This window comes from Mesorhizobium sp. B2-4-7 (assembly GCF_006442685.1).
Taxonomy (GTDB): Bacteria; Pseudomonadota; Alphaproteobacteria; order Rhizobiales; family Rhizobiaceae; genus Mesorhizobium.
In genome coordinates, this window is sequence record NZ_VFVH01000006.1 from 60,295 (window position 1) to 81,518 (window position 21,224).

At 64.2% G+C, this 21,224-nt stretch carries 23 protein-coding genes, 1 tRNA gene and 1 riboswitch; of the genes, 7 read left to right on the plus strand and 17 right to left on the minus strand.

All coding sequences use genetic code 11. The features are described 5' to 3' along the window. Positions 1-22: 22 nt before the first annotated feature. From FJ946_RS17675 to FJ946_RS17710, 7 genes are all read right to left on the minus strand, one after another. Entirely contained in the window at positions 23-610 is a 588-nt protein-coding gene (locus tag FJ946_RS17675; RefSeq protein ID WP_140521127.1) for an NAD(P)H-dependent oxidoreductase, read from the minus strand. Then, positions 610-1,191 carry an NAD(P)H-dependent oxidoreductase gene (locus tag FJ946_RS17680; protein WP_140564172.1) on the minus strand — a complete coding sequence of 194 codons (582 nt, stop codon included), beginning with the start codon at positions 1,189-1,191 and terminating at the stop codon, positions 610-612. Before FJ946_RS17680 ends, FJ946_RS17675 begins: the two co-directional genes overlap by 1 nt. A 286-nt stretch (positions 1,192-1,477) precedes the next feature. After that, on the minus strand, positions 1,478-2,881 hold the full coding sequence (locus FJ946_RS17690; protein ID WP_140564174.1) for an FAD-binding oxidoreductase: 1,404 nt from the start codon (positions 2,879-2,881) through the stop codon (positions 1,478-1,480). Beyond that, positions 2,881-4,182 carry a cytosine deaminase gene (locus FJ946_RS17695; protein WP_140564175.1) on the minus strand — a complete coding sequence of 434 codons (1,302 nt, stop codon included), beginning with the start codon at positions 4,180-4,182 and terminating at the stop codon, positions 2,881-2,883. The genes FJ946_RS17690 and FJ946_RS17695 overlap by 1 nt, the downstream gene beginning before the upstream one ends. Positions 4,183-4,186: 4 nt before the next feature. Further along, positions 4,187-5,035 carry an ABC transporter permease gene (locus FJ946_RS17700; protein ID WP_140516383.1) on the minus strand — a complete coding sequence of 283 codons (849 nt, stop codon included), beginning with the start codon at positions 5,033-5,035 and terminating at the stop codon, positions 4,187-4,189. Continuing rightward, complete coding sequence (locus FJ946_RS17705; protein WP_140564176.1) at positions 5,022-5,843, minus strand: ABC transporter ATP-binding protein; 822 nt, start codon at positions 5,841-5,843, stop codon at positions 5,022-5,024. Before FJ946_RS17705 ends, FJ946_RS17700 begins: the two co-directional genes overlap by 14 nt. An 11-nt stretch (positions 5,844-5,854) precedes the next feature. Then, complete coding sequence (locus tag FJ946_RS17710; protein WP_140495611.1) at positions 5,855-6,859, minus strand: ABC transporter substrate-binding protein; 1,005 nt, start codon at positions 6,857-6,859, stop codon at positions 5,855-5,857. 269 nt (positions 6,860-7,128) lie between these two features. Here FJ946_RS17710 and FJ946_RS17715 point away from each other — a divergent pair, with 269 nt between their 5' ends. Next, a complete protein-coding gene (locus FJ946_RS17715) occupies positions 7,129-7,512 on the plus strand; it encodes a RidA family protein (RefSeq protein ID WP_140495610.1) in 384 nt (127 codons plus the stop codon). Positions 7,513-7,566: 54 nt separating this feature from the next. Next, positions 7,567-8,370 carry a creatininase family protein gene (locus FJ946_RS17720; RefSeq protein WP_140564177.1) on the plus strand — a complete coding sequence of 268 codons (804 nt, stop codon included), beginning with the start codon at positions 7,567-7,569 and terminating at the stop codon, positions 8,368-8,370. Positions 8,371-8,372: 2 nt separating this feature from the next. On the opposite strand, the gene FJ946_RS17725 is transcribed toward FJ946_RS17720, so the two are convergent. Both FJ946_RS17725 and cobD read right to left on the minus strand, forming a co-directional pair. Next, positions 8,373-8,882, minus strand: a complete 510-nt coding sequence (locus FJ946_RS17725; RefSeq protein WP_140564178.1) for a tyrosine phosphatase family protein — start codon at positions 8,880-8,882, stop codon at positions 8,373-8,375. Further along, on the minus strand, positions 8,879-9,925 hold the full coding sequence (cobD, locus tag FJ946_RS17730; protein WP_140564179.1) for a threonine-phosphate decarboxylase CobD: 1,047 nt from the start codon (positions 9,923-9,925) through the stop codon (positions 8,879-8,881). Before cobD ends, FJ946_RS17725 begins: the two co-directional genes overlap by 4 nt. On the opposite strand from cobD, the gene cbiB reads away from it, so the two are divergent. Then, on the plus strand, positions 9,924-10,892 hold the full coding sequence (gene cbiB / locus FJ946_RS17735) for an adenosylcobinamide-phosphate synthase CbiB (protein WP_140555013.1): 969 nt from the start codon (positions 9,924-9,926) through the stop codon (positions 10,890-10,892). The genes cobD and cbiB overlap by 2 nt on opposite strands. Positions 10,893-11,225: 333 nt before the next feature. Here cbiB and cobO read toward each other — a convergent pair whose 3' ends face one another. From cobO to FJ946_RS17755, 4 genes are read right to left on the minus strand one after another with little or no spacing between them, the layout of a single operon-like run. Continuing rightward, positions 11,226-11,840 (minus strand): cob(I)yrinic acid a,c-diamide adenosyltransferase, encoded by a 615-nt coding sequence (gene cobO, locus FJ946_RS17740; protein ID WP_140555012.1) that lies wholly within the window; start codon positions 11,838-11,840, stop codon positions 11,226-11,228. Between the two features lies 1 nt (position 11,841). Next, complete coding sequence (gene cobU, locus FJ946_RS17745; RefSeq protein WP_140564180.1) at positions 11,842-12,357, minus strand: bifunctional adenosylcobinamide kinase/adenosylcobinamide-phosphate guanylyltransferase; 516 nt, start codon at positions 12,355-12,357, stop codon at positions 11,842-11,844. After that, positions 12,350-13,147, minus strand: a complete 798-nt coding sequence (locus tag FJ946_RS17750; RefSeq protein WP_140555010.1) for a CbtA family protein — start codon at positions 13,145-13,147, stop codon at positions 12,350-12,352. The genes cobU and FJ946_RS17750 overlap by 8 nt, the downstream gene beginning before the upstream one ends. A gap of 15 nt (positions 13,148-13,162) precedes the next feature. After that, positions 13,163-13,342, minus strand: coding sequence for a CbtB domain-containing protein (locus tag FJ946_RS17755; protein ID WP_140495602.1), 180 nt, complete (start codon positions 13,340-13,342; stop codon positions 13,163-13,165). Between the two features lie 35 nt (positions 13,343-13,377). Next, a riboswitch (cobalamin riboswitch) is annotated at positions 13,378-13,574 on the minus strand. A 134-nt stretch (positions 13,575-13,708) separates the two neighbouring features. On the opposite strand from FJ946_RS17755, the gene FJ946_RS17760 reads away from it, so the two are divergent. Next, positions 13,709-14,878 carry an aromatic ring-hydroxylating dioxygenase subunit alpha gene (locus FJ946_RS17760; protein ID WP_140564181.1) on the plus strand — a complete coding sequence of 390 codons (1,170 nt, stop codon included), beginning with the start codon at positions 13,709-13,711 and terminating at the stop codon, positions 14,876-14,878. 3 nt (positions 14,879-14,881) lie between these two features. On the opposite strand, the gene FJ946_RS17765 is transcribed toward FJ946_RS17760, so the two are convergent. Continuing rightward, complete coding sequence (locus FJ946_RS17765; RefSeq protein ID WP_140564182.1) at positions 14,882-16,081, minus strand: MFS transporter; 1,200 nt, start codon at positions 16,079-16,081, stop codon at positions 14,882-14,884. Between the two features lie 231 nt (positions 16,082-16,312). On the opposite strand from FJ946_RS17765, the gene FJ946_RS17770 reads away from it, so the two are divergent. Continuing rightward, positions 16,313-17,317, plus strand: a complete 1,005-nt coding sequence (locus FJ946_RS17770) for a DUF1624 domain-containing protein (RefSeq protein ID WP_140555007.1) — start codon at positions 16,313-16,315, stop codon at positions 17,315-17,317. Continuing rightward, positions 17,314-17,790 carry an isoprenylcysteine carboxylmethyltransferase family protein gene (locus FJ946_RS17775; protein WP_140516398.1) on the plus strand — a complete coding sequence of 159 codons (477 nt, stop codon included), beginning with the start codon at positions 17,314-17,316 and terminating at the stop codon, positions 17,788-17,790. The genes FJ946_RS17770 and FJ946_RS17775 overlap by 4 nt, the downstream gene beginning before the upstream one ends. A 299-nt stretch (positions 17,791-18,089) precedes the next feature. Here FJ946_RS17775 and FJ946_RS17785 read toward each other — a convergent pair whose 3' ends face one another. From FJ946_RS17785 to FJ946_RS17795, 3 genes are all read right to left on the minus strand, one after another. Then, on the minus strand, positions 18,090-18,476 hold the full coding sequence (locus tag FJ946_RS17785; RefSeq protein ID WP_006203215.1) for a MerR family DNA-binding transcriptional regulator: 387 nt from the start codon (positions 18,474-18,476) through the stop codon (positions 18,090-18,092). 125 nt (positions 18,477-18,601) lie between these two features. Next, positions 18,602-20,020, minus strand: coding sequence for a magnesium transporter (mgtE, locus tag FJ946_RS17790; protein WP_140495597.1), 1,419 nt, complete (start codon positions 20,018-20,020; stop codon positions 18,602-18,604). A gap of 195 nt (positions 20,021-20,215) precedes the next feature. Then, positions 20,216-20,300, minus strand: a tRNA-Leu gene (locus FJ946_RS17795). A gap of 180 nt (positions 20,301-20,480) precedes the next feature. On the opposite strand from FJ946_RS17795, the gene lipB reads away from it, so the two are divergent. Then, positions 20,481-21,224 (plus strand): lipoyl(octanoyl) transferase LipB, encoded by a 744-nt coding sequence (gene lipB / locus FJ946_RS17800; protein WP_140564183.1) that lies wholly within the window; start codon positions 20,481-20,483, stop codon positions 21,222-21,224.

Consider the following 21,224-nt stretch of genomic DNA (forward strand, 5'->3'; position numbering starts at 1 on the left):
GGGAGAAGGGCAGTTCGCCCCCTCAAAACCGCTCCAGCTTCGCCCGCACCTTCGCCAGAAACGCGGCCCTCGTCTTCGGCGTCGAGGCGTCCATCAGATAGTGCGCCAGGAAGAAGGTCCGGCAGCGCGTGGCGCACAGCGCGCGCATGCCGCGCAGCAAGGTTTTGCGCCCGGGCTGGCCGACGACGACGCTCCACCATGTCGGCGCGCCGCAGGTGGTGATGACGCCGACCTTGGTCACATGCCGCATCAGCGACTTGATCCGCCCCTTGCCGGCCGGCAGCTTGAAGGCGACGTCCGTCGCCCACACCCGGTCGAGCCAACCCTTCAGCATCGCCGGCAGCCCGTACCACCAGGTCGGATAGACGAAGAGGATTGCCTCGGCCCAGTTGAGCAGCTCGAAATGCGGCTTCAGCGCAAGGTCCTGCGGCGCCTGGTTGTTGTAGAAACGCCGTTCCTCGCAGCTCATCACCGGATCGAACTTCTCGGCATAGAGGTCGAGCAGCCGCACCTCCCAGCCCTTTCGCGTCAGCACCTCCACGGCGGTGTCGCGGATAGCGGCGCAAAAACTCTCCGGCACCGGATGGCAATAAACCACCAGCGCGCGCATCAGAATCTGTCCATGCTGGCCGTGACCTTGGCCAAGAACGCCTTGCGCGTCTCGTCGCTCGAAATGTTCATCGAATAATGCGCCAGATAGGAAACCGAAGCGCCCGGCTTGACCGTGGCGCGCAGCACGCGCTGGACCAGTTTGCGCGGCGGGTCCCCCATCAGCATGGCGCGGAACCGGCTGCCGCCATAGGTGGTGACCGCCGCGATCTTCCTGATGTTGTGCAGCGACGGCTGCGCCTTGCCGTCGACCAGCTTGAACGACACGCCGGGCAGGAAGACGCGGTCGAAGAACCCTTTCAGGATTGCCGGAAAGCCGTAGTTCCAGACCGGATAGGAAAGCACCAGCGCATCGGCGCGCAGCAGGCGTTCGACATACGGCGCCGCAGGGTCGGCGGAGCCGCGCGGATTGTGGTAGTCCAGCCGCTCCTGGCGAGAGAGCCGCGGATCGAAATCCTCTGCATAGAGGTCGCAGTCGTCAATCGCATGGCCGGCAGCCGTCAGTCGCTCGACGATCGTCCGGTGCAGGCCGGCATTGAAGCTGGTTTCGACCGGATGGGCGTGGACGACGAGGATGTTCATGGCGGAGCATTGCCTGGGTCAGCGCGAGGCACCCCCCTCTGCCCTGCCGGGCATCTCCCCCGCAAGGGGGGAGATCGGATTATCTCCCTGCTTTCGCCAATTGTCAGCGCGGCAGGTTGGCGGCAGCGCTTAAGCTGCCGATCTCCCCCCATGCGGGGGGTGAGGAGTGGTCCGCGCAGCGGACGGGAAGCCAATTTCTTGGCTTTCCGAGCGACGAACGCCCGAAGCGACAGCGAAGGGCCCGGGCCGGCAGGCCAGAGGGGGGTGTTCAAGCGCGAGCCTCTCCTCATCCCGTCCTCTGCAGCCCCTTGAACAGAAAAGTTCGTCCCGAACGGTAGTCATAATCCGGGTTTTCCCAGGCGATCATCTTGCCGGGATTGAGCAGTCCTTGCGGGTCGGTCTCGCGCTTGAAGGCGAGTTGCACCGCATCGGTCTGCTTCATGCCGCCCTCTTCCAGCGTGTAACGATGCGGGTTGAAGATCGGGCAGCCATTCTCTTCATGCAGGCGGATGATCTCGTCGAGCCGCGCCTCGGTGGTGAACTTGACCAGCGGCAGGCCGAAGCAGGTGATGTTGCCATCCAGCCGCACGAACTCCAGATGCGAGAACACTTCGCCCGGAAACATCGCGTCCATTTTCTCGACCAGCGCCAGCTGGTTGGGAAAGGGATAGAGCGACTGCAAATAGGTGATGTCGGGGTCGACCCGCAGCGCCCTGAGCGTCGTGTGGTTCCAGGCCAGCTCATAGGCCGGCGGCAGACCCTTTTTCTCCTCCGGCGTCGCCGTCGCGGCATTGAAGACCACCTCGCCTCCAGCCCGCCGCGTGAAAGCGAGAAAGGCGTCCAGCCCATGCCGCGCCACCATGACGACGCAGATGCTCTGCCCATCCTTCAGGAATTTCTGGTGCCGTTTGAAATAGAGCTGCGGCACCGGTGCCGCGATCGGCGTGATCAGCTTGGTCAGGATGCCGTCCTGGCAGGCCAGCGCGTTGCCGTAGCGCGCCGCATTCATGAAGGCGTCGAAGCCGACAATGATGTCGATCCACTCATAGGCCGCGGTCAGCGGCATCTCGACTTCCATGATGATACCGTTGGTGCCGTAGGCGTGGGTCACCTTGTGCAGATCCTCGCCGGTGAGTTCGAGCTCCCTCGGCTCGGCCTCCATGGTTACCACGCGCAGGCGCAGCACATTGCCGAAATCACGCAAGCCGCCGAAATTGATCGAACCGACGCCGCCCGAACCGCCGGCGATGAAGCCGCCGATCGAGGCGGTGTTGTAGGTGGAGGGTGAGAGCCGCAGTTCCTGGCCGGAATGCGCCCGCGTTGCCTTGTCGATGTCGGCCAGCACAGCGCCCGGCCCGGTCACCACACGCCCCGGCGCGATCGACTTGATCTCGTTCATCTCGGCGAGATTGAGCACGACGCCGCCCGAGAGCGGCATCGCCTGGCCGTAATTGCCTGTGCCGCTGCCGCGCGGCGTCACTGGCACGCCATGCCGGTGGCAGGCGGCGAGCACGCGGATCAGCTCGGCCTCGTTCTTGGGCGTCACGACAAGATCGCCGGTGACGTGATCGAGCTGCTGCTTCAGCACCGGGCTGTACCAGTAGAAATCGCGGCTTTTCTGCTGGACGATGGCCGGATTGTCGTCGAGTTTTATCCCGTCGAGATCGCGTTTCAGCGCGGCGATATCCATCAGTCCACCATCAGCTCGTCGAGTTCGGCATAGTCGGGCAGTTGCCGGTCGATCGCCCGCCCGGCGCGCACCACGATGCGATCCGATTCGGGCCGCGACAGCAATTCCGTCCAGCTGCGGCCCTTGAAGACGATGAAATCGGCATCGGCGCCGGCGGCAAGCGTGCCGAAACCATCGAGCCGCATCACGTGAGCCGGCGTTGCCGTGACGGCCTGCGGCCAATCGGCGACCGGATGATCGAAATGCAGGATGCGCGTCGCCATGCGGTAGACCTCCAGCATGTCGAGATCGCCATAGGCATAGAACGGATCGCGGGTATTGTCGGAGGCGACCGCGATCGGAATGCCCCTCGCCTTCATCTCGTGCAGCAGCGTTACCCCGCGCCAGCGCGGCGTGGTTTGATCGCGCCGCCGGTCCTGCAGATAGAGATTGCACATCGGCAGCGAGACGATCGCCAGCCCGGCTTTCGCCACCTTGTCCAGCGTGTCCAGCACCTCGAGGTCCGGCTGGCGCGCCAGCGAACAGCAGTGGCCGACGAGGATCTTGCCCTCGAAGCCGCTCCACAGCGACGCCTCGGCGATCTTCTTCAGCGAGATCGCCGCGACGTCGTCGGTCTCGTCGGCATGGAAATCGAGATCGAGGCCATGCTTGACGGCTTGGGAGAAGACATGGTCGAGCAGTTCTTCCAGATCCGGCACCATGTAGGTGACGACGCCAAGCACGCCCTTGGCGGCGGCCACCCTTTTGGCCAGCCTGTCGAACCAATTCTTGTCGCGCACGCCCTCGACGCCAATCAGGCAGGCGCCCTGCAACTCGATGCGGCCGCGCCACCTCTCGCGCATCGTCTCGAACACCGGCCAGGAGATTTCCTCCTGCGGCGGGACACTGTCCAGATGCGTGCGCAGTGCTTTGGTGCCATGCGCGTAGGCGCAGCGCAGCGAGAAATCCATGCGCCGCGCCACGTCCTCGGCACTCCAGCGGTCAGTGCGGTCGGCACCTGTGGCATTCAGCGCCCCGATGAAAGTGCCGTCAGGATTGGGTTTTCGCGGCCAGATATGGCCCTTGTCGATATGGGTGTGGCAATCGATGAAGCACGGCAGCAGAATCCGCCCGCCGAGGTCGATCGCATCGGCAGGTGCGTTCGATCTGCCAGGAACAGCAATGCTGGAAATCTTGCCGTCGCCCACCGCGATGTCGGCAAGTGCGAAACCGTCGCCGTCGAAGGGCGCGGCAAGGCCAGGCGTGACGGACCGATGAACGCGTGCGTTGGCGAGCCGGTATGAACCTGTGTTCGGAATCAAGGCGCTACCGCTCCTGCTTCAGCGCGCTCTCGTGCCAGCGCCGTAAGATGAGATGCGAAATCAGCGACAGCACGAGGAAGATCAGGATGCCGGTCAGCGAGATCAGGAACAGCGCCGCGAACAGCCTGGGCGCGTTCAGCCGGTAGCCGGCCTCGATGATGCGCGAGGCGAGGCCCGAAGACTGGCCGGTGGCGCCGGCGACGAACTCGGCCACCACCGCGCCGATCAGCGACAGGCCGCCGGCGATCTTCAGCCCGCCGAGAAAATACGGCATCGCCGCCGGCAGCCTGAGATAGCGCAATTGCTGCCAGCGCGTTGCGCCGTTGAGCTTGAACAGGTCGCGCAGATTGCGGTCGACCGAGTTCAGGCCGAGGGTGGTGTTGGAGAGGATCGGAAAGAAGGCGACGATCCAGGCGCAGAGCAGAAGCTTGGTCGTCTGGTTGTCGACATAGATGTTGATCAGCGGGAAGATGGCCACGATCGGCGTCACCTGCAGCACGATGGCGAAGGGAAAGAACGACATCTCCACCCATTTCGACTGCGCGAACAGCACCGCCAGCCCGACGCCGCCGATGACGGCAAGGAGCAGACTGAGGAAGGTGATGCGCAAGGTGACCAGCAGTGCGGAGAACAGCAGGCCGGCGTCGTTGTAGAGCGTTGCCAGCACCACACCGGGACGCGGCAGGATGTATTGCGGAATTTCATTCCACACGCAGATACGGTCCCACAGCCAGATCGCCAGGATCATGATCGCCAGCGGCAGAACCCAGCGGCCGATCCGCTCGAGCCGCTCCTGGCGCGCGCGGCGTGCTTCCTCGGGGTCGAGTTTCAATGCACCGTCAAGGGTCGTCATGATGCGAGCCTGCAATTGAATTGATGGCCTTGGCCAGCACGTCGGACGTCTGCCGGCACAGCGCCGCATAATCGGGGGAGGTGCGAAAGGCCTCGTCGCGCGGATAGGCCGCATCGATGGCAAGCTCGTCGAAGATCCTGCCTGGCCGCGCCGCCATCACGACAACCCTGTTGGACAAAAACACGCTTTCGAAGACGCTATGCGTGACGAAGACGACGGTGAAGCGCTCGTCCTGCCACAACTCCAGCAGATCGTTGTTGAGCTTGAAGCGGGTGATTTCGTCGAGGGCCGCGAACGGCTCATCCATCAAAAGCACGCGCGGTTTGGTCACCAGGGCCCGTGCGATCGAGACGCGCATCTTCATGCCGCCCGACAGTTCGCGCGGCACCGCGTTCTCGAAACCGGTGAGATGAACCCTTGCCAGCATCTCGGTCACCACCGGTGCCGCCTTGGCGCGGCTGACGCCCTTCAGCCTGAGCGGCAGCCAGACATTGTCGAAGACGCTGGCCCAGGGCAGCAATGTCGGCTCCTGGAACACGAAGCCGATGTTCGAGCGGTCGAGCGAACCGCCCGCACGCCAGTCGAGCATGCCGGAGGTCGGCGTTGACAGGCCAGCGATCAGCCGCAGCGCCGTCGACTTGCCGCAGCCGGACGGCCCGAGCAGGCTGAGGAAATCCCCTTCCCGGATCGTCAGGTCGACGTCGGCGAGCGCCGTCACGCCATTGGAAAAGACCTTGCCGACGCCCCGCAGCGCCAACAAGGAGACCGAAGTCTTCACTGGCGCTTGCGCCACCTTTTCCTGCATCATGCCGGGACGGCCTATTTCTTCAGCTCGAGCCCGACGCCCTTGTTGACGAAGGCCAGCGTGTAGGCTTTCGTGATGTCGATGCCGGCGGGCGTGACCTTGGCCTTGACCATCTTGTCGTAAAAACTCTTGATCCGCGCCTCGTTCATGGCGCCGATGCCGAGCTTCTCGGTGTCGCCGGAATCGGCTAGGCCGAACTTCTTCATCTGCTCGATTGAGAAAGCGATCTGCTCATCCGTCATGTCAGGATTGTCTTTCTTGATCATGTCGTTGGCGGCCTTGTTGTCGCCGTAGAGATATTTGTACCAGCCCTTGGCCGAGCCATCGACGAAGCACTGGACCACCTCCGGCTTCTTGTCGATGGTGTCCTGCATCACCTCGATCGTCGTCGAATAGGTGTCCCAGCCATAGTCGGCGAGCAGGAACTGGTTGGGCACGAAGCCGCCTTCCTTTTTGACCGCGAACGGCTCGGACGTGACATAGCCTTGCTGGATCGACTTCTTGTTGGCGAGGAAGGGAGCAGTGTTGTAGGTGTAGGGCACGCGCTTGGCCGCGTCGAAGCCGAGCTCGATGATCATCCACTGGAAGAAGGTCTGCGCGCCCTCGTCACCCAGAATGTACTGCTCGGCGTTCTTCAGGTCCTCCCATTTGTCCAGCCCCTCGCCGGGATGGGACATGATGACCTGCGGATCCTTCTGGAAGTCCGCCGCCACCACGCGCATCGGAATGCCTTGCTGGACGGCGTCGAAGGCCGACAGCAGGTTGCCGCCCATGTAGAAATCGATCTTGCCGGCCAGGAGCATCGGCCGGCCGCTGACCTGCGGGCCACCCTGCATGATGGTGACGTCGAGGCCGCAGGCGGCATAGGTGCCGTCGGCCACGGCCTGGTAGTAGCCGCCATGTTCCGGCTCGGCCAGCCAGTTGGTGCCGAAGGTGACTTTTTCATTTGCCGCGGCACCAAGCGTGCTCGCTGCAAGCACGGCCACCGCCGCTACCGACATCTTCAGTTTTCCGTACATCGACACCACCACCCTTTGTTTGCTCCGGCGCGCCACGCGCCAGGCTCGACACCAGAGATTCAAGAAGCAAGACACATGCCACCGGCGTCTCGCGCCGGGACCCGCCCGCCTGCACCACAGCCATCTGCGAACGCCGGAAAGGTCGTGCTGCACCGGAGGCATCGTGCCTATTTTTTAAACGCCTGTCCACAATCGCACCGGCGACATGCACCGCCATCTTGAAGCTGTGATGAATCCAGTCTTAGGCTGGCGGTATCCAGGAGATTGCCATGTTCAAGTTCCTCACCCCGAAGTCGATCAAGCCGCCTTTTGCCCGCTACAGTCACGGCGTCGAAGTGCCCCCGGGCAAGCGGCTGGTGTTGTGTTCAGGCCAGGTCGCGATCACGGCGGACGACCAGATCCCCGAAGACGCCGGCGCCCAGGCCGAGCTTTGCTTCAAGAACATCGCCGCGATCCTCGGCGAGGCGGGGCTGGGGCTCGGCGATATCGTTCGCATCAACGCCTATGTCACCGACCGCGCGCATCTGAGACCCTATATGGATGTTCGCGACCGGCTTTTTTCGAACCCCGCGCCGGCCTCGACCCTGATGATCGTCAGCGGATTTGCCCGGCCTGAATTCAAGGTCGAGGTCGAGGCCATCGCGGCCGGGTGATCGACACGCCGTGTATCTCGCGCTAGGTCTCACCGTTCATCGAAGAGGCATGACATGACCGTAGCAAAAAGACGTGTGTGGTGGGGTGACTATCGGACCACCGAATATGCCTCGATCGATCCCGAAGCGACGATCGCCGTACTGCCGGTGGCGGCGATCGAGCAGCATGGACCGCATCTGCCTGTCTCGACCGACACCTCGATCATGAACGGCATGCTCGACACGGTGATCGCCCGCCTGCCCGACGATCTCGACATCCGCATCCTTCCGGTCCAGGCGGTGGGCAAATCGAACGAGCATCTTCACGCGCCGGGCACGCTTACTTTGCCGGCAACGACGCTGGCGGACGCCTGGACCGAGCTTGGCGTGTCGATTGCGCGGGCAGGCGTGCGCAAGCTGGTCGTCGTCAACTCGCATGGCGGCAACGAGGAGATCATGGGCATCGTCACGCGCGAATTGCGGGTGAGCGAAAAGATGCTGGCGGTGAAGACCAGTTGGCAACGCTTCGGCCGCCCGGCCGGCATGTACACCGAACTCGAGGACCGCCACGGCATCCATGGCGGCGACGTCGAGACCTCGCTGATGCTGCATTTCCGGCCGGATCTCGTCGACATGACCAAGGCCGACAATTTCGTCTCCAACGTCGCCAACGCGGAGCAGGAATTTTCGCTCCTGCGCCACACCGGCACCCACGCCTTCGCCTGGGTCGCCAGCGATCTCAATCCGAACGGCGTGGTCGGCGACGCCAGCATTGCCACGGCTGAAAAAGGCCGGCTGACAGCGGAACATCAGGCTGATGGTTTTGTCAGCCTGCTTAGGGACGTACGCAAGGCGAAGCTCGCCGATTGGCTGAAGTAGCCCTACATATCGATCTTCAGTTCGAACGGTGTGCCTTCAAAGGCATCGGCGCCGCGCCCGATCGCTTCGATTGCCGCGATCATGCGGCCGCCTCGACCAAGCAGCGCGTCGGCCACCGCGATCAGCCGCGGATTGGGCGTCGCCGAAGGCGACAGCGTCCGCAACGTCCGGGCCAGCTCGGCCTCGTCGCGTTTCGGCGCCAGCGCGGCAGCGATGATATAGGCGGAGGCTGTCGAGCGGCTGATGCCGGCATAACAGTGAACGACCATTGGCCTTGCGCGGTCCCAGCGGCGCGCGAAATCGAGCAGATTGCGCACATGCTCCTCGCCCGGCATGGTCATGCCATCCTGCGCCGCCGCGATGTCGTGCATGACCAGGTGCAGATGGTTTTCCCTCATGATCGCGGCCGGGCGGAGCACATCGGTGCCGGCGGCCAACAGCGACAGCAGCCGCTCGGCGCCGGTCCTCGCCACTGTTTCCTCGACCTTTGCCAGCGAGCAGACATGAATCATGGTTCGATACCTTTCGCTCGATCCTCGCGCCGCGCCGCCCATTCGGCAAGGGCGGATTCGAGCCGCAGCCACTCCTCCTCGTTCCCCGGCAGGCCTGCCCGCAGGACGTGCGGGCGGTCGGTGAAATGGCGAAGCAGGATGCCGCGCTCGCCAAGCGCTGCAAACAAGCCGGCGGCATCCGGCAGGCTGAAATAGCGGAACAATGTGGTGCCGCCCGCAGCAGGCACGCCGAAACGACCGAACAGTCCGTCGAGCCGAGCCGATGCCTCCGCCAGCGACGCGCGCATCGCGTCCTGCCAGCCGATATCGGCAAGTGCGCGAATGCCATATTCCAGCGCCGGGCCGGCGACAGCCCAAGGTCCGAATTGCGTTTCCAGCCGCTGGGCCGTCGGCGCATCGGCAAGCGCAAATCCAAGCCGCAGGCCGGCCAGCCCGAAAAACTTGCCGAAAGAGCGCAGCACGACGATGCCGCCCTGGCCGACATAGCCGGCAAGGCTGTGTTCGCGCGGGCCGACATCCATGAACGCCTCGTCGACGACCAGCAGCCCGCCCTTGGCGCGCAAACCGGCGGCCAGCGCCAGCAGCCGGTCGCGCTCGACGATGCGCCCATCCGGGTTGTTCGGATTGACCACGATGGCCAGGTCGGCATCCGCCAGATCAGCGAAATCGCTGACTTCGGTCACCTCGTGCCCCGTGATTGCCGCCGCGCGGGCATGTTCGGCATAAGTCGGCCCCAGCACGAGCGCCCTGCCCGGTGCGATGAGCGAAGCCACGCGTGGCAGCAGGATCTGCGTACCGGGCGCAGCGACGACATTGGCTGGCGAGGGCGCACCATAGCTAATGGCCGCGATCGCCGTCAGCTCACGCGTCCGCCCCGCTTCCGGCAATCGCGACAGCGAGGTGGCGGGCAGCTCGAAAAGCGGGTAGGAGTGCGGATTGATTCCGGTCGAGAGGTCGACGAAAGGCTGGGGGGCGTTGGGGAAAAGCGCCCTTGCCCGGCCGAGACTTCCACCATGGTCCACCGCTCCTTCAAGAAGCTTCATGTCAGTCCTGATCGCTTTCCTGTCATTGGCCATCGAATCCGCGCTGGGCTACCCCGACTGGCTGTTTCGCGCCATCGGCCATCCCGTGACGTGGTTTGGCAGGCTGATATCCTTTCTCGATCGCAGGCTCAACCGCGCCACTGATCCCGACGCACTGCGTCGCCAACGTGGTGTCCAGGCGCTTCTGGTCATCGTGCTGGTGCCGGCGCTAATTGGCCTGTGCGTGCAGATCCTGCTCTGGTTCATTCCCCTGGGACTGTTCATCACCGCCCTTCTGGCAACATCGTTCCTGTCGCAGCGGAGCCTTTATGAGCATGTCGAGGCCGTCGCCGATGCGCTCGACTCGGGCGGCCTCGACATGGGCCGCGCCGCCGTCTCGCGCATCGTCGGCCGCGATCCCGAAACCCTCGACAGGGCCGGCGTCTGCCGCGCGGCGATCGAGAGCCTGGCCGAGAATTTTTCCGACGGCATCGTTGCCCCCGCCTTCTGGACGGGCGTCGGCGGCCTCGCCGGCGGCGCCGCCTACAAGGCCGCCAACACCGCCGATTCGATGATCGGCCATCGCACGCCGCGCCACGAAGCATTCGGCAGGGCAGCCGCACGCTTCGACGATTGGATCAACCTGCCGGCGTCGCGGCTGACGGCGTTGCTCATCACCTTGGCGGCTTTCCTGGTGAAAGGCGCCGACGCGAAAGCCGCATGGCAGGCGGTGCGGCGCGACGCGAAAAAGCACCGCTCGCCCAATGCCGGCTGGCCGGAGGCGGCGATGGCCGGCGCACTTGGCCTGGCGCTCGCCGGGCCGCGCAGCTATGGCGGCGTAACGGTCGACGACGCGTTCATGGGCGAAGGCGGCCGGCGCGAAGCCGACAGCATCGACATAAGGCGGGCGCTGAAACTCTACCGCGTCGCCGACTGCCTGTTGATCGCGCTGTTCGGCGTGGTTTCGGCGATCGTCATTCTGGCATGATCTCACCCCCCCCCGTGAGTTCTCTCCCGAAGGGGAGGAAGGGAGCCGGGCTGCAACAGGTTCGCGCCTTTCCTCTCCCCCGTCGATCGGGGGAGAGGTGGCTCGGCGAGCCGAGACGGAGTGGGGGTCGACGAGCTCGGCAGTCGCGTTTCTCGCACCCGCCGGGTTGCGCCTGCCTGTCTGCGGACCGCGCGTTCGATAACCGCCTTCCCCCAATCCGTCGCTGCTTCGCAGCGCCACCTTTCCCCCCTCCGGAGGGAAAGGAAGTGAGCCCTGCTGGAAGCGTTTGGCGACCAGACTTGAATGCTCATCCACAAAAGGGGACAACAGCTCTCAAAACTCCACCCCCTGCTGCGCCTTCACGCCCGCCGCGAAATGGTGCTTGGTCAGCCCCATCTCGGTCACCAGGTCGGCCGCCTCGACCAGCGCCGGCTTGGCGTTGCGACCGGTGACGACGACATGCAGGCCCTCGCGGCGCGCTTTCAGCGCGACAACCACCTTGTCCAGATCGAGATACTCGTAGCGCAGCGCGATGTTGAGTTCGTCGAGCACGACGAGACTGATCGACGGATCGGCCATCAGCTCCAGCGCCTTGGCCCAGGCGGCCTCGGCCGCCGCGATGTCGCGCTTCAGATCCTGTGTCTCCCAGGTGAACCCCTCGCCCATCGCGTGCCAGACGACGCGGTCGCCGAAGGCGGCGAAGGCCTCCTTCTCACCCGTATGCCATTTGCCCTTGATGAACTGGACGACGCCGACGCGCTTGCCGTAGCCGAGCATCCGCAGCGCCAGGCCAAAGGCAGCCGTGGTCTTGCCTTTGCCCGGGCCGGTGTTGACGATCAGCAGCCCCTTTTCGACCGTCTTGCTCGCCACCTCGGCGTCTTGGACCGCCTTGCGCTTGGCCATCTTGGCGCGGTGGCGCTCTTCGTCCTTTTCGTCGATGTCGGTCATGTCACTTCACCTTGAGCGGCAGCCCCGCCACCATCAAAAGCACGGTCTCGGCAATCGCCGCGACCTGCTGGTTGAGCCGGCCGGCGGCGTCGCGGAACCGGCGCCCCAGCGCATTGTCGGGCACGATGCCTTGCCCGACCTCGTTGGATACCACGAACCAGGGTCCGCGCGGCCGCGACAGCATGTCAGCCAGCCGCCGACATTCGGCCTCTACATCATGATCGGCCAGCATGTGATTGGTCAGCCAGAGCGTCAGGCAGTCGACAAGCACCGGCTGGTCCTCCGGTAGGGCCTCGAGTGCACCGACAAGGTCTAGCGGTGCATCGATGGTCGTCCAGCCCTCGCCGCGCCGCGACCGGTGCAACGCGATGCGCTGCCGCATCTCGTCGTCATAAGGTTGCGCCGTGGCGATGTAGGCCCATCGCGAAGGCAAGGCGGTCATCAGCGTTTCGGCGTGCGCGCTCTTGCCGGAGCGCGCACCGCCGATGATGAAGGTCAGTCTTCCGCGATCAGGCAAAGCTGTCGCGCAGGCTCGTCGCGCTGCCGGTGAAGCGTCCACGCACCACGCCGACGACAGCGCCCAGCACGAGCCAGAACACCAGGTTCGTCACTGTCACCGCCACCACGAACTGATGGTGCAGGCCTTCCGGGATCGGCGTCTCGAAACTGTCGGGCTGCGGCGCGCCGACGATATGCGGCGCGACGATCAACACCACACCCAGAATCGCCAGCGGCAGTGATTTGCGGAAGGCGATCAGGGCAAGGCCGATCGCCGTCGCCGCCACCGTCGCCGTCCACCAGATCTGGCGTGGCAGAAGCTCGGCGGCAGGCATGGCCGGCAGTTCCGGCGGCAGGCCGAGGCCCGGCGCCAGCGTGAACACGGCAAAGCCGGCCAGTCCCCAGAACACGCCCTGGCGCCAGTTGCCGATGCCGCCGGCGAATTCCGAAACCGCGACCAGGACCAGCGCGAAGCCGATGCCGGTGACGATGTTGGCAAGCACGCTGAAAGCGAAACGCTCGAAGCCGTCGGCCGGCGCCCAGCCTTCCTCTTCAGCCGGAACAGCTTCAGCGGCTGCCGGCGCGGCGGAGCTCATGGCATTGCCCGCCGGGGCGGCAGAGTTCATGGCGTTGTTGTCGGTCGGGGCCGGTGCGGTATGGTCGTGGTGGTGGCCGCCGCCGGCCTGTTCGTAGACTTCCGCCTTCAGGATCAACGGCACGGTGGCATAGGCCTGCATGCAGGCGAGAACGACACCGGCCACGAGCCCTGCGATCGCCGCGATGAACACGACGTTGCGAAACAGGTTCATGATGTCAAATCCCTATCAGTGGCAGGGAAACGCCATCGAGTGGCGATAGTCGTGCGCGGCATTGTGGACCGCGTCGATATGCGAGAAACCGACAAAGCCTACGACGAAAACGCCGAGCAGCGCCGCGAGCGCGAGCTGCAGGAGGCGCGACTGCGAGGAGATGGAGGCGCCGAGGGAGACGGAAGCGGTATTCATGTCTTGTCCTTTCACCCTCCACCCGAGGGCATCGAAGTCAGTTTCCTGTCGCCGGCAGGTCTCCTGGCTCGCGGATCAGCGCCCTTCCCCACCTTCCCGAAGAAAATCTTCAGTGGCATATGGAGAGGACTACCGCACACAGTTGCGGGGGCAGCCACGGCATTGGGCAACAAATCTGCCCGCACCGCATTCCCTCTTGGCTCCAATCGGAACCGACGACGAAGGTGACTATAGGGAAAATCGCCGCATCCGGCAAACCAAATTCCGACGGCGACAAGCGCTTTAGCGCCGTCCGGCCGCTTGCTCCGCTGCAATTGACAATTTCCGTGGCCGGGTGTCGGCTGCCATCCTCACAGGAGGCCAGCCATGCAGCCCGTCCAGAGCCAGCACGCCCCCTATAACGGCCTCACCCGGGCCGAGCCGACATTGCCGTCCTCGGCCTATTGGGATGCGGCGGCCTACCAGCGCGACCTCGACGCCATCTGGTACAGGAACTGGCTGCTCGTCTGCCGTGAAGCTGATCTCGCCCAACCGCTGGCTTTCCGCACCTTCCGTGTCGGCAGCCAGGAGATCGTCGTGCTGCGTGACGATACCGGCGAACTGCGCGCCTTCCACAACACCTGCCGGCATCGCGGCTCGCAGCTTTGCCAGGAACGCGAGGGGCGGCTGAAGGCGCGGCTGATCACCTGCCCCTACCACGCATGGTCCTATTCGCTGCGCGGCGAGCTCGTGCGCGTGCCATCGAAAACGCTGCCCGAAGGTTTCGACAAGGCGGACCATCCGCTCTATCGCGTCGCGCTGTCGGTCTGGCGCGGCTTCGTCTTCGTCAATCTCGCGGAAGATGCCGCCGGCTCGGCGCACTCATCCTTCGACCCGGCCTCCGGCGATCTCGGCAACTGGCCGCTGGAATCGCTGGTATCGGGCCATGTGCTGCGCAAGGTGATGAACTGCAACTGGAAGATCTTCTGGGAAAACTTCAACGAATGCCTGCATTGCCCCGGCGTCCACAAGGACCTGTCGCGGCTGGTGCCGATCTACGGCCGCGGCCTGATGGGCCGGCATGACGACCCCGAATGGACCCGCCATGCCGACAATGACGCGCCGGAATTTTCCGGCGGGCTGCGGGCGGGTGCCGAAACATGGTCACGTGACGGCCAGGCGCATGGGCCGGTCTTTTCGGGCCTGACGCCGGCCGAGCGCGCCGCCGGCCAGACCTACGCCACCAGCCTGCCCTCGATGTTCATCGTCGGCCACGTCGACTATGTCAGGTCCGTACGGCTGGTGCCGCTTGGCCCCGAGCAGACCGAATTGACCGCCGAATGGCTGTTCGCGCCCGACGCGCTCGCCGCCACCGACATCGACAACATCGTCGGATTCGGCACCCAGGTGCTGGAGGAGGATGCCGCGATCTGCGAGGTCAACCAGAAAGGGCTGCGCTCCATGCGCCATAAGGCCGGCGTGCTGATGCCGGAGGAGTACGACCTCCACCGCTTCCACGATTGGGTACGCGAACGACATGCTGCGCTTGTGCCGTAAGCTTCACAGCGACTTCGGCAGATACCGCCAGGTGACATAACCGCAGACCGCCGCAAGCAGGCCGAGCGTGACGAAAACCGAGCCCAGTCCGAAAAAGGCCAGCACCACCGAGTAGACCAGCGGCGGCGTCAGTTCGGAAAAGTCGAGATAAGTGCGGTAGACCGCAGCCATCTGCGCCCGCTCATAAGAGCGGACCGAGCGCATGAAGGCGGTCGAGCCCAGCGCGTCGAGCGCGATGGTGAAGAAGGCGCCGCACAGCAGGAAGGCGCCGGTGACGAGCGGCGCGCTTTCGCCGACGGCACCCGCCGCCAGCAGCACCACCGACATGGCGAAATAGGCAAAAGTCATGGTCCTGCGGCCGCCGAAGCGCTTGCCGGCCTTGCCCCAGAAAATCGCCATGAACAAAAGCGCGTTGCCTGCCGAAACCAGAATGCCGCCGGCAAGTTCGCCCTCACCGGTGATGACCATGAACAGCGGGCCATAGACGAAAAATGTCGTCCAGAAGCAGGAGCGGCCGAAGGCGATCAGCCAGGCCAGCCTCAGCCTCGGCTGCGCGACGAAGCGGCCGATATTGGCCAGCGGGTTGACCGGGCGCGTCTTGCCCGGCCGGATCGAGGGATTGTCGCCGAGCCGGTAGGTCCAGAACAACGCCAGCAGGGCCAAGGCGAATACGGCGACCGCGCCATGCGCGGCATAGATGCCGAAGCGCGTGTAGAGAAAGATGCCGAGCGTCGGCCCACCCGTCCAGGCAAACATCGACCACGCCATGCGCAGCGATTCGGCCTGCATGAAATCGGTCTTGCGGATGTGGTCCATGATGTAGAGGTTGAGCGTGATCGACAGCGCACTGGCGCCCATGACACGGCACAGCATGCCGGCCAATTGCCCTGCGAGCGTATGCGTGACGAAGAACAGCGAGCCGATCGCCAGCAGGCAGGCGCCCGCCGTGTAGACCCAGCGCCGCGCGAAGCGCTGGATCAGCATCGGCATGAACAGGGTCACCGACACGCCGAGCATCGCCACGATGGTGTAGAGGATCGAGACGATCTGCTCGTTGTGGAGGATCTCGTAGGCCTGGATCGGGATGACGCTCGACACCGTGGCGCGAGCGAAGGATTCGACCGCGTAGAGCGAGGCGAAGGTGCGGGCATCCGCGGCCTTGAGGGCCGGTAGCCAGATCGGATGGCGCACATGCGTGGACATTGCTTCCCCAAAGCAGAATCACCAGCCAAATCTGCGGCCATCATTTCGCGACCGGTAACAGGAAACCGACGTGCCCCGGTTAAAACGAAGCCGGTCAAAGGCTTTCCGGTGCTGGCCTAAAGGGGTGCCTGATGCAGCGCCGGCTGACTGTCTGTATCGAAGCTCACGGCCTTCTTTTGTCCGGCGTAACCGTGATAGTCCTCGTACGGGGCTGAATCAGATCGCGAGACCATGAGCATCCAGACGCCGACCATGCCCGCCGCGGAGTTGCCGAAGACCAAGCGCATCGTCGCCGTCGACATGCTGCGCGGCATCGCGCTGATCGCCATGGCGAGCTACCATTTCACCTGGGACCTGGAATTCTTCGGCTACACCGATCCCGGCCTGACCGCCTTCGGCTGGTGGAAGTTCTATGCTCGCTGCATCGCCTCGACCTTCCTATTCCTGGTCGGCGTCAGCCTGTATCTCGCCCATGGCAAAGAGATCCGCTGGAACGGCTTCTGGAGACGCTTCGCCATGGTCGCCGGAGCGGCGATCGCCATTTCGGTCGCCACCCGTATCGCCACGCCGGACGGGTGGATCTTCTTCGGCATCCTGCACCAGATCGCGCTGGCGAGCCTGCTCGGGCTGGCATTCCTGCGCCTGCCGGCGCTGCTTACACTGCCGATCGCCGCGGCGGTCATCGCCATTCCCTTCTATTTTCGGCTGGAATCATTCGATCACCCCTGGCTGTGGTGGGTCGGTCTTTCCGCGGTCAACCCACACTCCAACGACTATGTCCCGCTGTTCCCGTGGTTCGGTGCGGTGCTTGTGGGCCTCGGAGCGACCAAGCTTGCCTCCCGCTTCGGCGTCTTGGCGCGCCTGGCGGATGTGGCGCCCGGGCGCTGGTCCAACCCGCTGGTCTTCATCGGTCGGCACAGCCTGGCCTTCTACCTGATCCATCAGCCGCTGCTGATCGGCAGTGTCTGGTTGTTCTCGCAAGTAATGCCGGCCAAGGTCGAAACCCCGCAGGTGAACTTTCTCAAGACCTGCCAGATCTCGTGCGAGCAGCAGCGCGACAGCAAGTTCTGTTCGAGCTATTGTGGGTGCATGCTGGACACGCTGGAGGGCGAGGCAACGCTTGATCGGCTCTACAAGAACGACCAGACCGCCGAATGGAGAGCGCATCTGGCGGATCTCGCCGGCACCTGCACGGCCCAGACCGACAGCAAGATGACGGAGGAAGGTGTCGAATGACCGAGACCCCGCCCAAACCTGGGCTGATACCGTGGCCGCCGCTGATCTACATCGCCGCCATCGCCATCAGCATCGCGCTCGGCCTGCTCTTTCCCCTGCCCTGGATCGGCGACCTCCTGGGCGACCTCCTCTACGCGGCCGGCTGGGTGGCGCTGTTCGGCGTCGCCGCACTCTGGTTCACCGCCATCCGCACCATGACGCGGGCCAAGACCACGCTCAACCCCAACGCCGTGCCGGACCATCTCGTCACCACGGGTCCTTTCGGCATCACCCGCAATCCGATGTACCTCGCCAACACGCTGCTGTTGATCGGCGTTGCCTTCATCTCCGGGATCGTCTGGTTCCTGCCGCTCGCCTTCGTCGCCGCCTTCGTCACGCAGAAGGTCGCGGTGGAAAAGGAAGAAAAGATGCTGTCGGCAAAGTTCGGCAAAAAATACCGCGACTATGCCAAAAGAGTGCGGCGCTGGATTTGAGCATCTGAACGCCGGCTGCCAGAGCCATATCGGGAAGATAACGGTTTCCGATTTGTGGCGGAGACCAACAATTTGTCGATGTCGGCGCCGCCCCTCACCTGCCTGCCGGCATCCTCTCCCCGTATAGTGACGGGGAGAGGGGCGCTGTCATCAGCGGTTTCGCCAGCCACCAGCGTTGCAGGAAAGAGACCGAGATCACGGTCAGCCCCTTTCTCCCCGTCACTATACGGGGAGAAGTGCCCGGCAGGGCGATGAGGGGCGGCGCCGACTCTAAAGCGATTGTCCTGCCTGGAAGGCCGCTACGTATTAACCCCGAGCTCGACCAGCCGCTCAACGCAGGATTCCTCGGCCTGGTCGAGTTCGGCCAATGTCTCCTCGAGGTCGCGGCGCTTTTGCCTCAGATCCTCGCGCTTTTCCTCGATGCGCTTGATCATCAGCTTGAGCTGGCCGACCTCGCCGGGCGGTTCCTTGTACATCTGGATGATTTCGCGGATCTCGTTGATCGAGAAGCCGAGCCGTTTTCCGCGCATGATCTGCCGGATCAAGTGTCGGTCGGATGGACGAAACAGCCGCGTGCGGCCCCGCCGCACCGGCTGCACCAGTCCCTCGTCCTCGTAGAACCGCAGCGTCCGCGTCGACACGTCGAATTCGCGCGTCAGCTCGGTGATCGAATAATATTCCCGCATTCTCGCCCCATAGCCGGAGATTGGCGACTGCTGCTCTCCGTCCGCGGCAGACCTGCCGGAATCGGCCGCAGTCTGCCTGTCGCCGAGCCTCGCACGGCATTTACGTAAAAGTCAATTGAGCCGGATCAATGGACGCCGAACCACCACGTGGCAAGGCCCAGAAAAGCGAAGAAACCAACGACGTCGGTGACCGTGGTGACAAAGACCGCCGAAGCGACCGCGGGATCGACCTTGAAGCGGTCGAGCAGCAGCGGGATCAGGATGCCGGCAAGGGCCGCAACGAACATGTTGATGATCATGGCCGCGGCGATGATGCCGCCCAGATTGGCATCGCGGAACCAGACGGCGGCTACGATGCCGATCAATATGGCGAAAACGATGCCGTTGATGAAGCCCACGCCTATCTCGCGGCGAATGATGCGGCCGGCATTGTAGATGTCGAGATCCCTTGTCGCCAGCGCCCGCACGGTGACGGTCATGGTCTGCGAACCGGCATTGCCGCCCATCCCGGCCACGATCGGCATCAGCACGGCGAGCGCCACGATGCGCTCGATCGTGTGGTCGAACAGGCCGATCACCGATGCCGCAAGGAAGGCGGTCAGGAGATTGACAAGCAGCCATGGCACACGCGAACGCGAGGTCGAAAAGATGCTGTCGGAAAGCTCTTCGTCGCCGACGCCGCCCATGCGCAGGAGATCTTCCTCGGCTTCCTGCTGGATGACGTCGACGACGTCGTCGATGGTCAGCACGCCGACCAGCCGCTCGTTCTCGTCGACGACGGCGGCGGACAGAAGGTCATATTGCTCGAACTCCCGCGCGGCCTCTTCCTGGTCCATCGTGGCCGGAATGGCGTGCCGCGTCTCATGCATGACCTCCTCGACCTTGACCGAGCGCTTGGTGCGCAGGATCTGGTCGAGGTCTATGGCGCCAAGCAGCTTGAAGCTCGGGTCGATGACGAAGATCTGGCTGAAGCGGTCGGGAAGGTTCTTGTCCTCGCGCATGTAGTCGATGGTCTGGCCGACTGTCCAGAACGGCGGCACCGCGACGAACTCCGTCTGCATGCGCCGCCCGGCGGTCTCCTCGGGGTAGTCGAGCGAGCGACGTAGCCTGATGCGCTCGGTAAACGGCAGCTGCGACAGGATCTCGTCCTGGTCCTCCGGTTCGAGATCCTCGAGGATGTAGACCGCGTCGTCGGAATCGAGTTCCTGCACCGCCTGGGCAATCTGCGCGTTGGGCAGATTGTCGACGATGTCCATGCGGATCGCCTCGTCGACCTCGGTCAGCGCGGAAAAATCGAAGTCGGCCCCCAAAAGCTCGACAAGGGCGCGCCGCTGGTCGGGATGCAGCGCCTCGATCAGGTCGCCCATTTCCGACTGGTGCAGGTCGTCGACCTCACGCTTGAGCGTGAGCGTATCGCGGTCGGCGATCGCCGCGCCGATCTGGGCGAGAAAGGACGAAAGGACAGCGCCGTCCTCACCGTAGATGTCGGCGCGGTGTTCGTCAGCGACCCCAGCGCCGGTCGTCCGTTCGTCCTGGCCTTCCACCAGCGCCTCCCGCCATTGCAATCCTGGAAAAGGTGCATCTCAGGTCTAGAACATCGGACCCGAAAGTGGAAACCGGTTTCGGGAAAATCCGACGCCCAAAAAGAAACTGGCGTAACGCGCGGGAATATCAAACGAAATGCGCGGTGCCCGTAGGGCTGGAGGTGCCGCTACAAATCAGATTCTGGGGAGAGAGAATGGTGCGGTCGAGAAGACTCGAACTTCCACGGGTTGCCCCACAGCGACCTCAACGCTGCGCGTCTACCAATTCCGCCACGACCGCACGTGGTAGGAGCCGGAACCGACCGGCTCGCGGCGTGTAGCAAATCGTTTCCGGCGAAACAAGTGCGCCCCGAGCATTTAATCGCTGGGAATTGCCATAACGGATCAAAGCGCCAAAATGCACCGCGAACTGGACGTTTCGGCCCGATATCGCCATATGGAGTACAACAAGAGACATCCCATGCCAGAACGCAGCCAGATCGCCACGTCGTTCCTGCCTTTGCCCGGTTCGGCGCCCGTCGAATGGGCGATCGAGCCCGGCCTCACCGCCTATCCCGAGGCGCTTGCCTTCATGGAGGCGCGCGCCGAAGCGATCCGCAGCGGGGCCGCCGGCGAGATGGTCTGGCTGGTCGAGCATCCGCCGCTCTATACCGCCGGCACGAGTGCGCGCAGCGAGGACCTGATCGACGGCAACCGGTTCCCGGTGTTTTCGGCCGGCCGCGGCGGCGAATACACCTATCATGGGCCGGGCCAGCGCGTCGCCTACGTCATGCTCGACCTGAAACGCCGCCGGGAGGATGTGCGCGCCTTCGTCGCCGCCCTCGAACAATGGATCATCGGCACGCTCGCCGCCTTCAACGTCAATGGCGAGCGTCGTGAGGATCGCGTCGGCGTCTGGGTGGTGCGGCCCGATCGCCCTGCCCTGCCGGACGGCTCTGCCGCCGAGGACAAGATCGCGGCAATAGGTATTCGGCTCAGGCGCTGGGTGAGTTTTCACGGCATCGCCATCAATGTCGAGCCGGACCTCGGCCATTTCAGCGGTATCGTGCCGTGCGGCGTGCAGGACCACGGCGTCACCAGCCTCGTCGATCTCGGGCTGCCGGTGACGATGGCCGATCTCGACCTGGCGCTGAAATCAGCGTTCGAGGATGTCTTCGGCCCAGCCACGGCCTTGCCCGTGGAAACAGCCCGCGAGGCCGGCTGA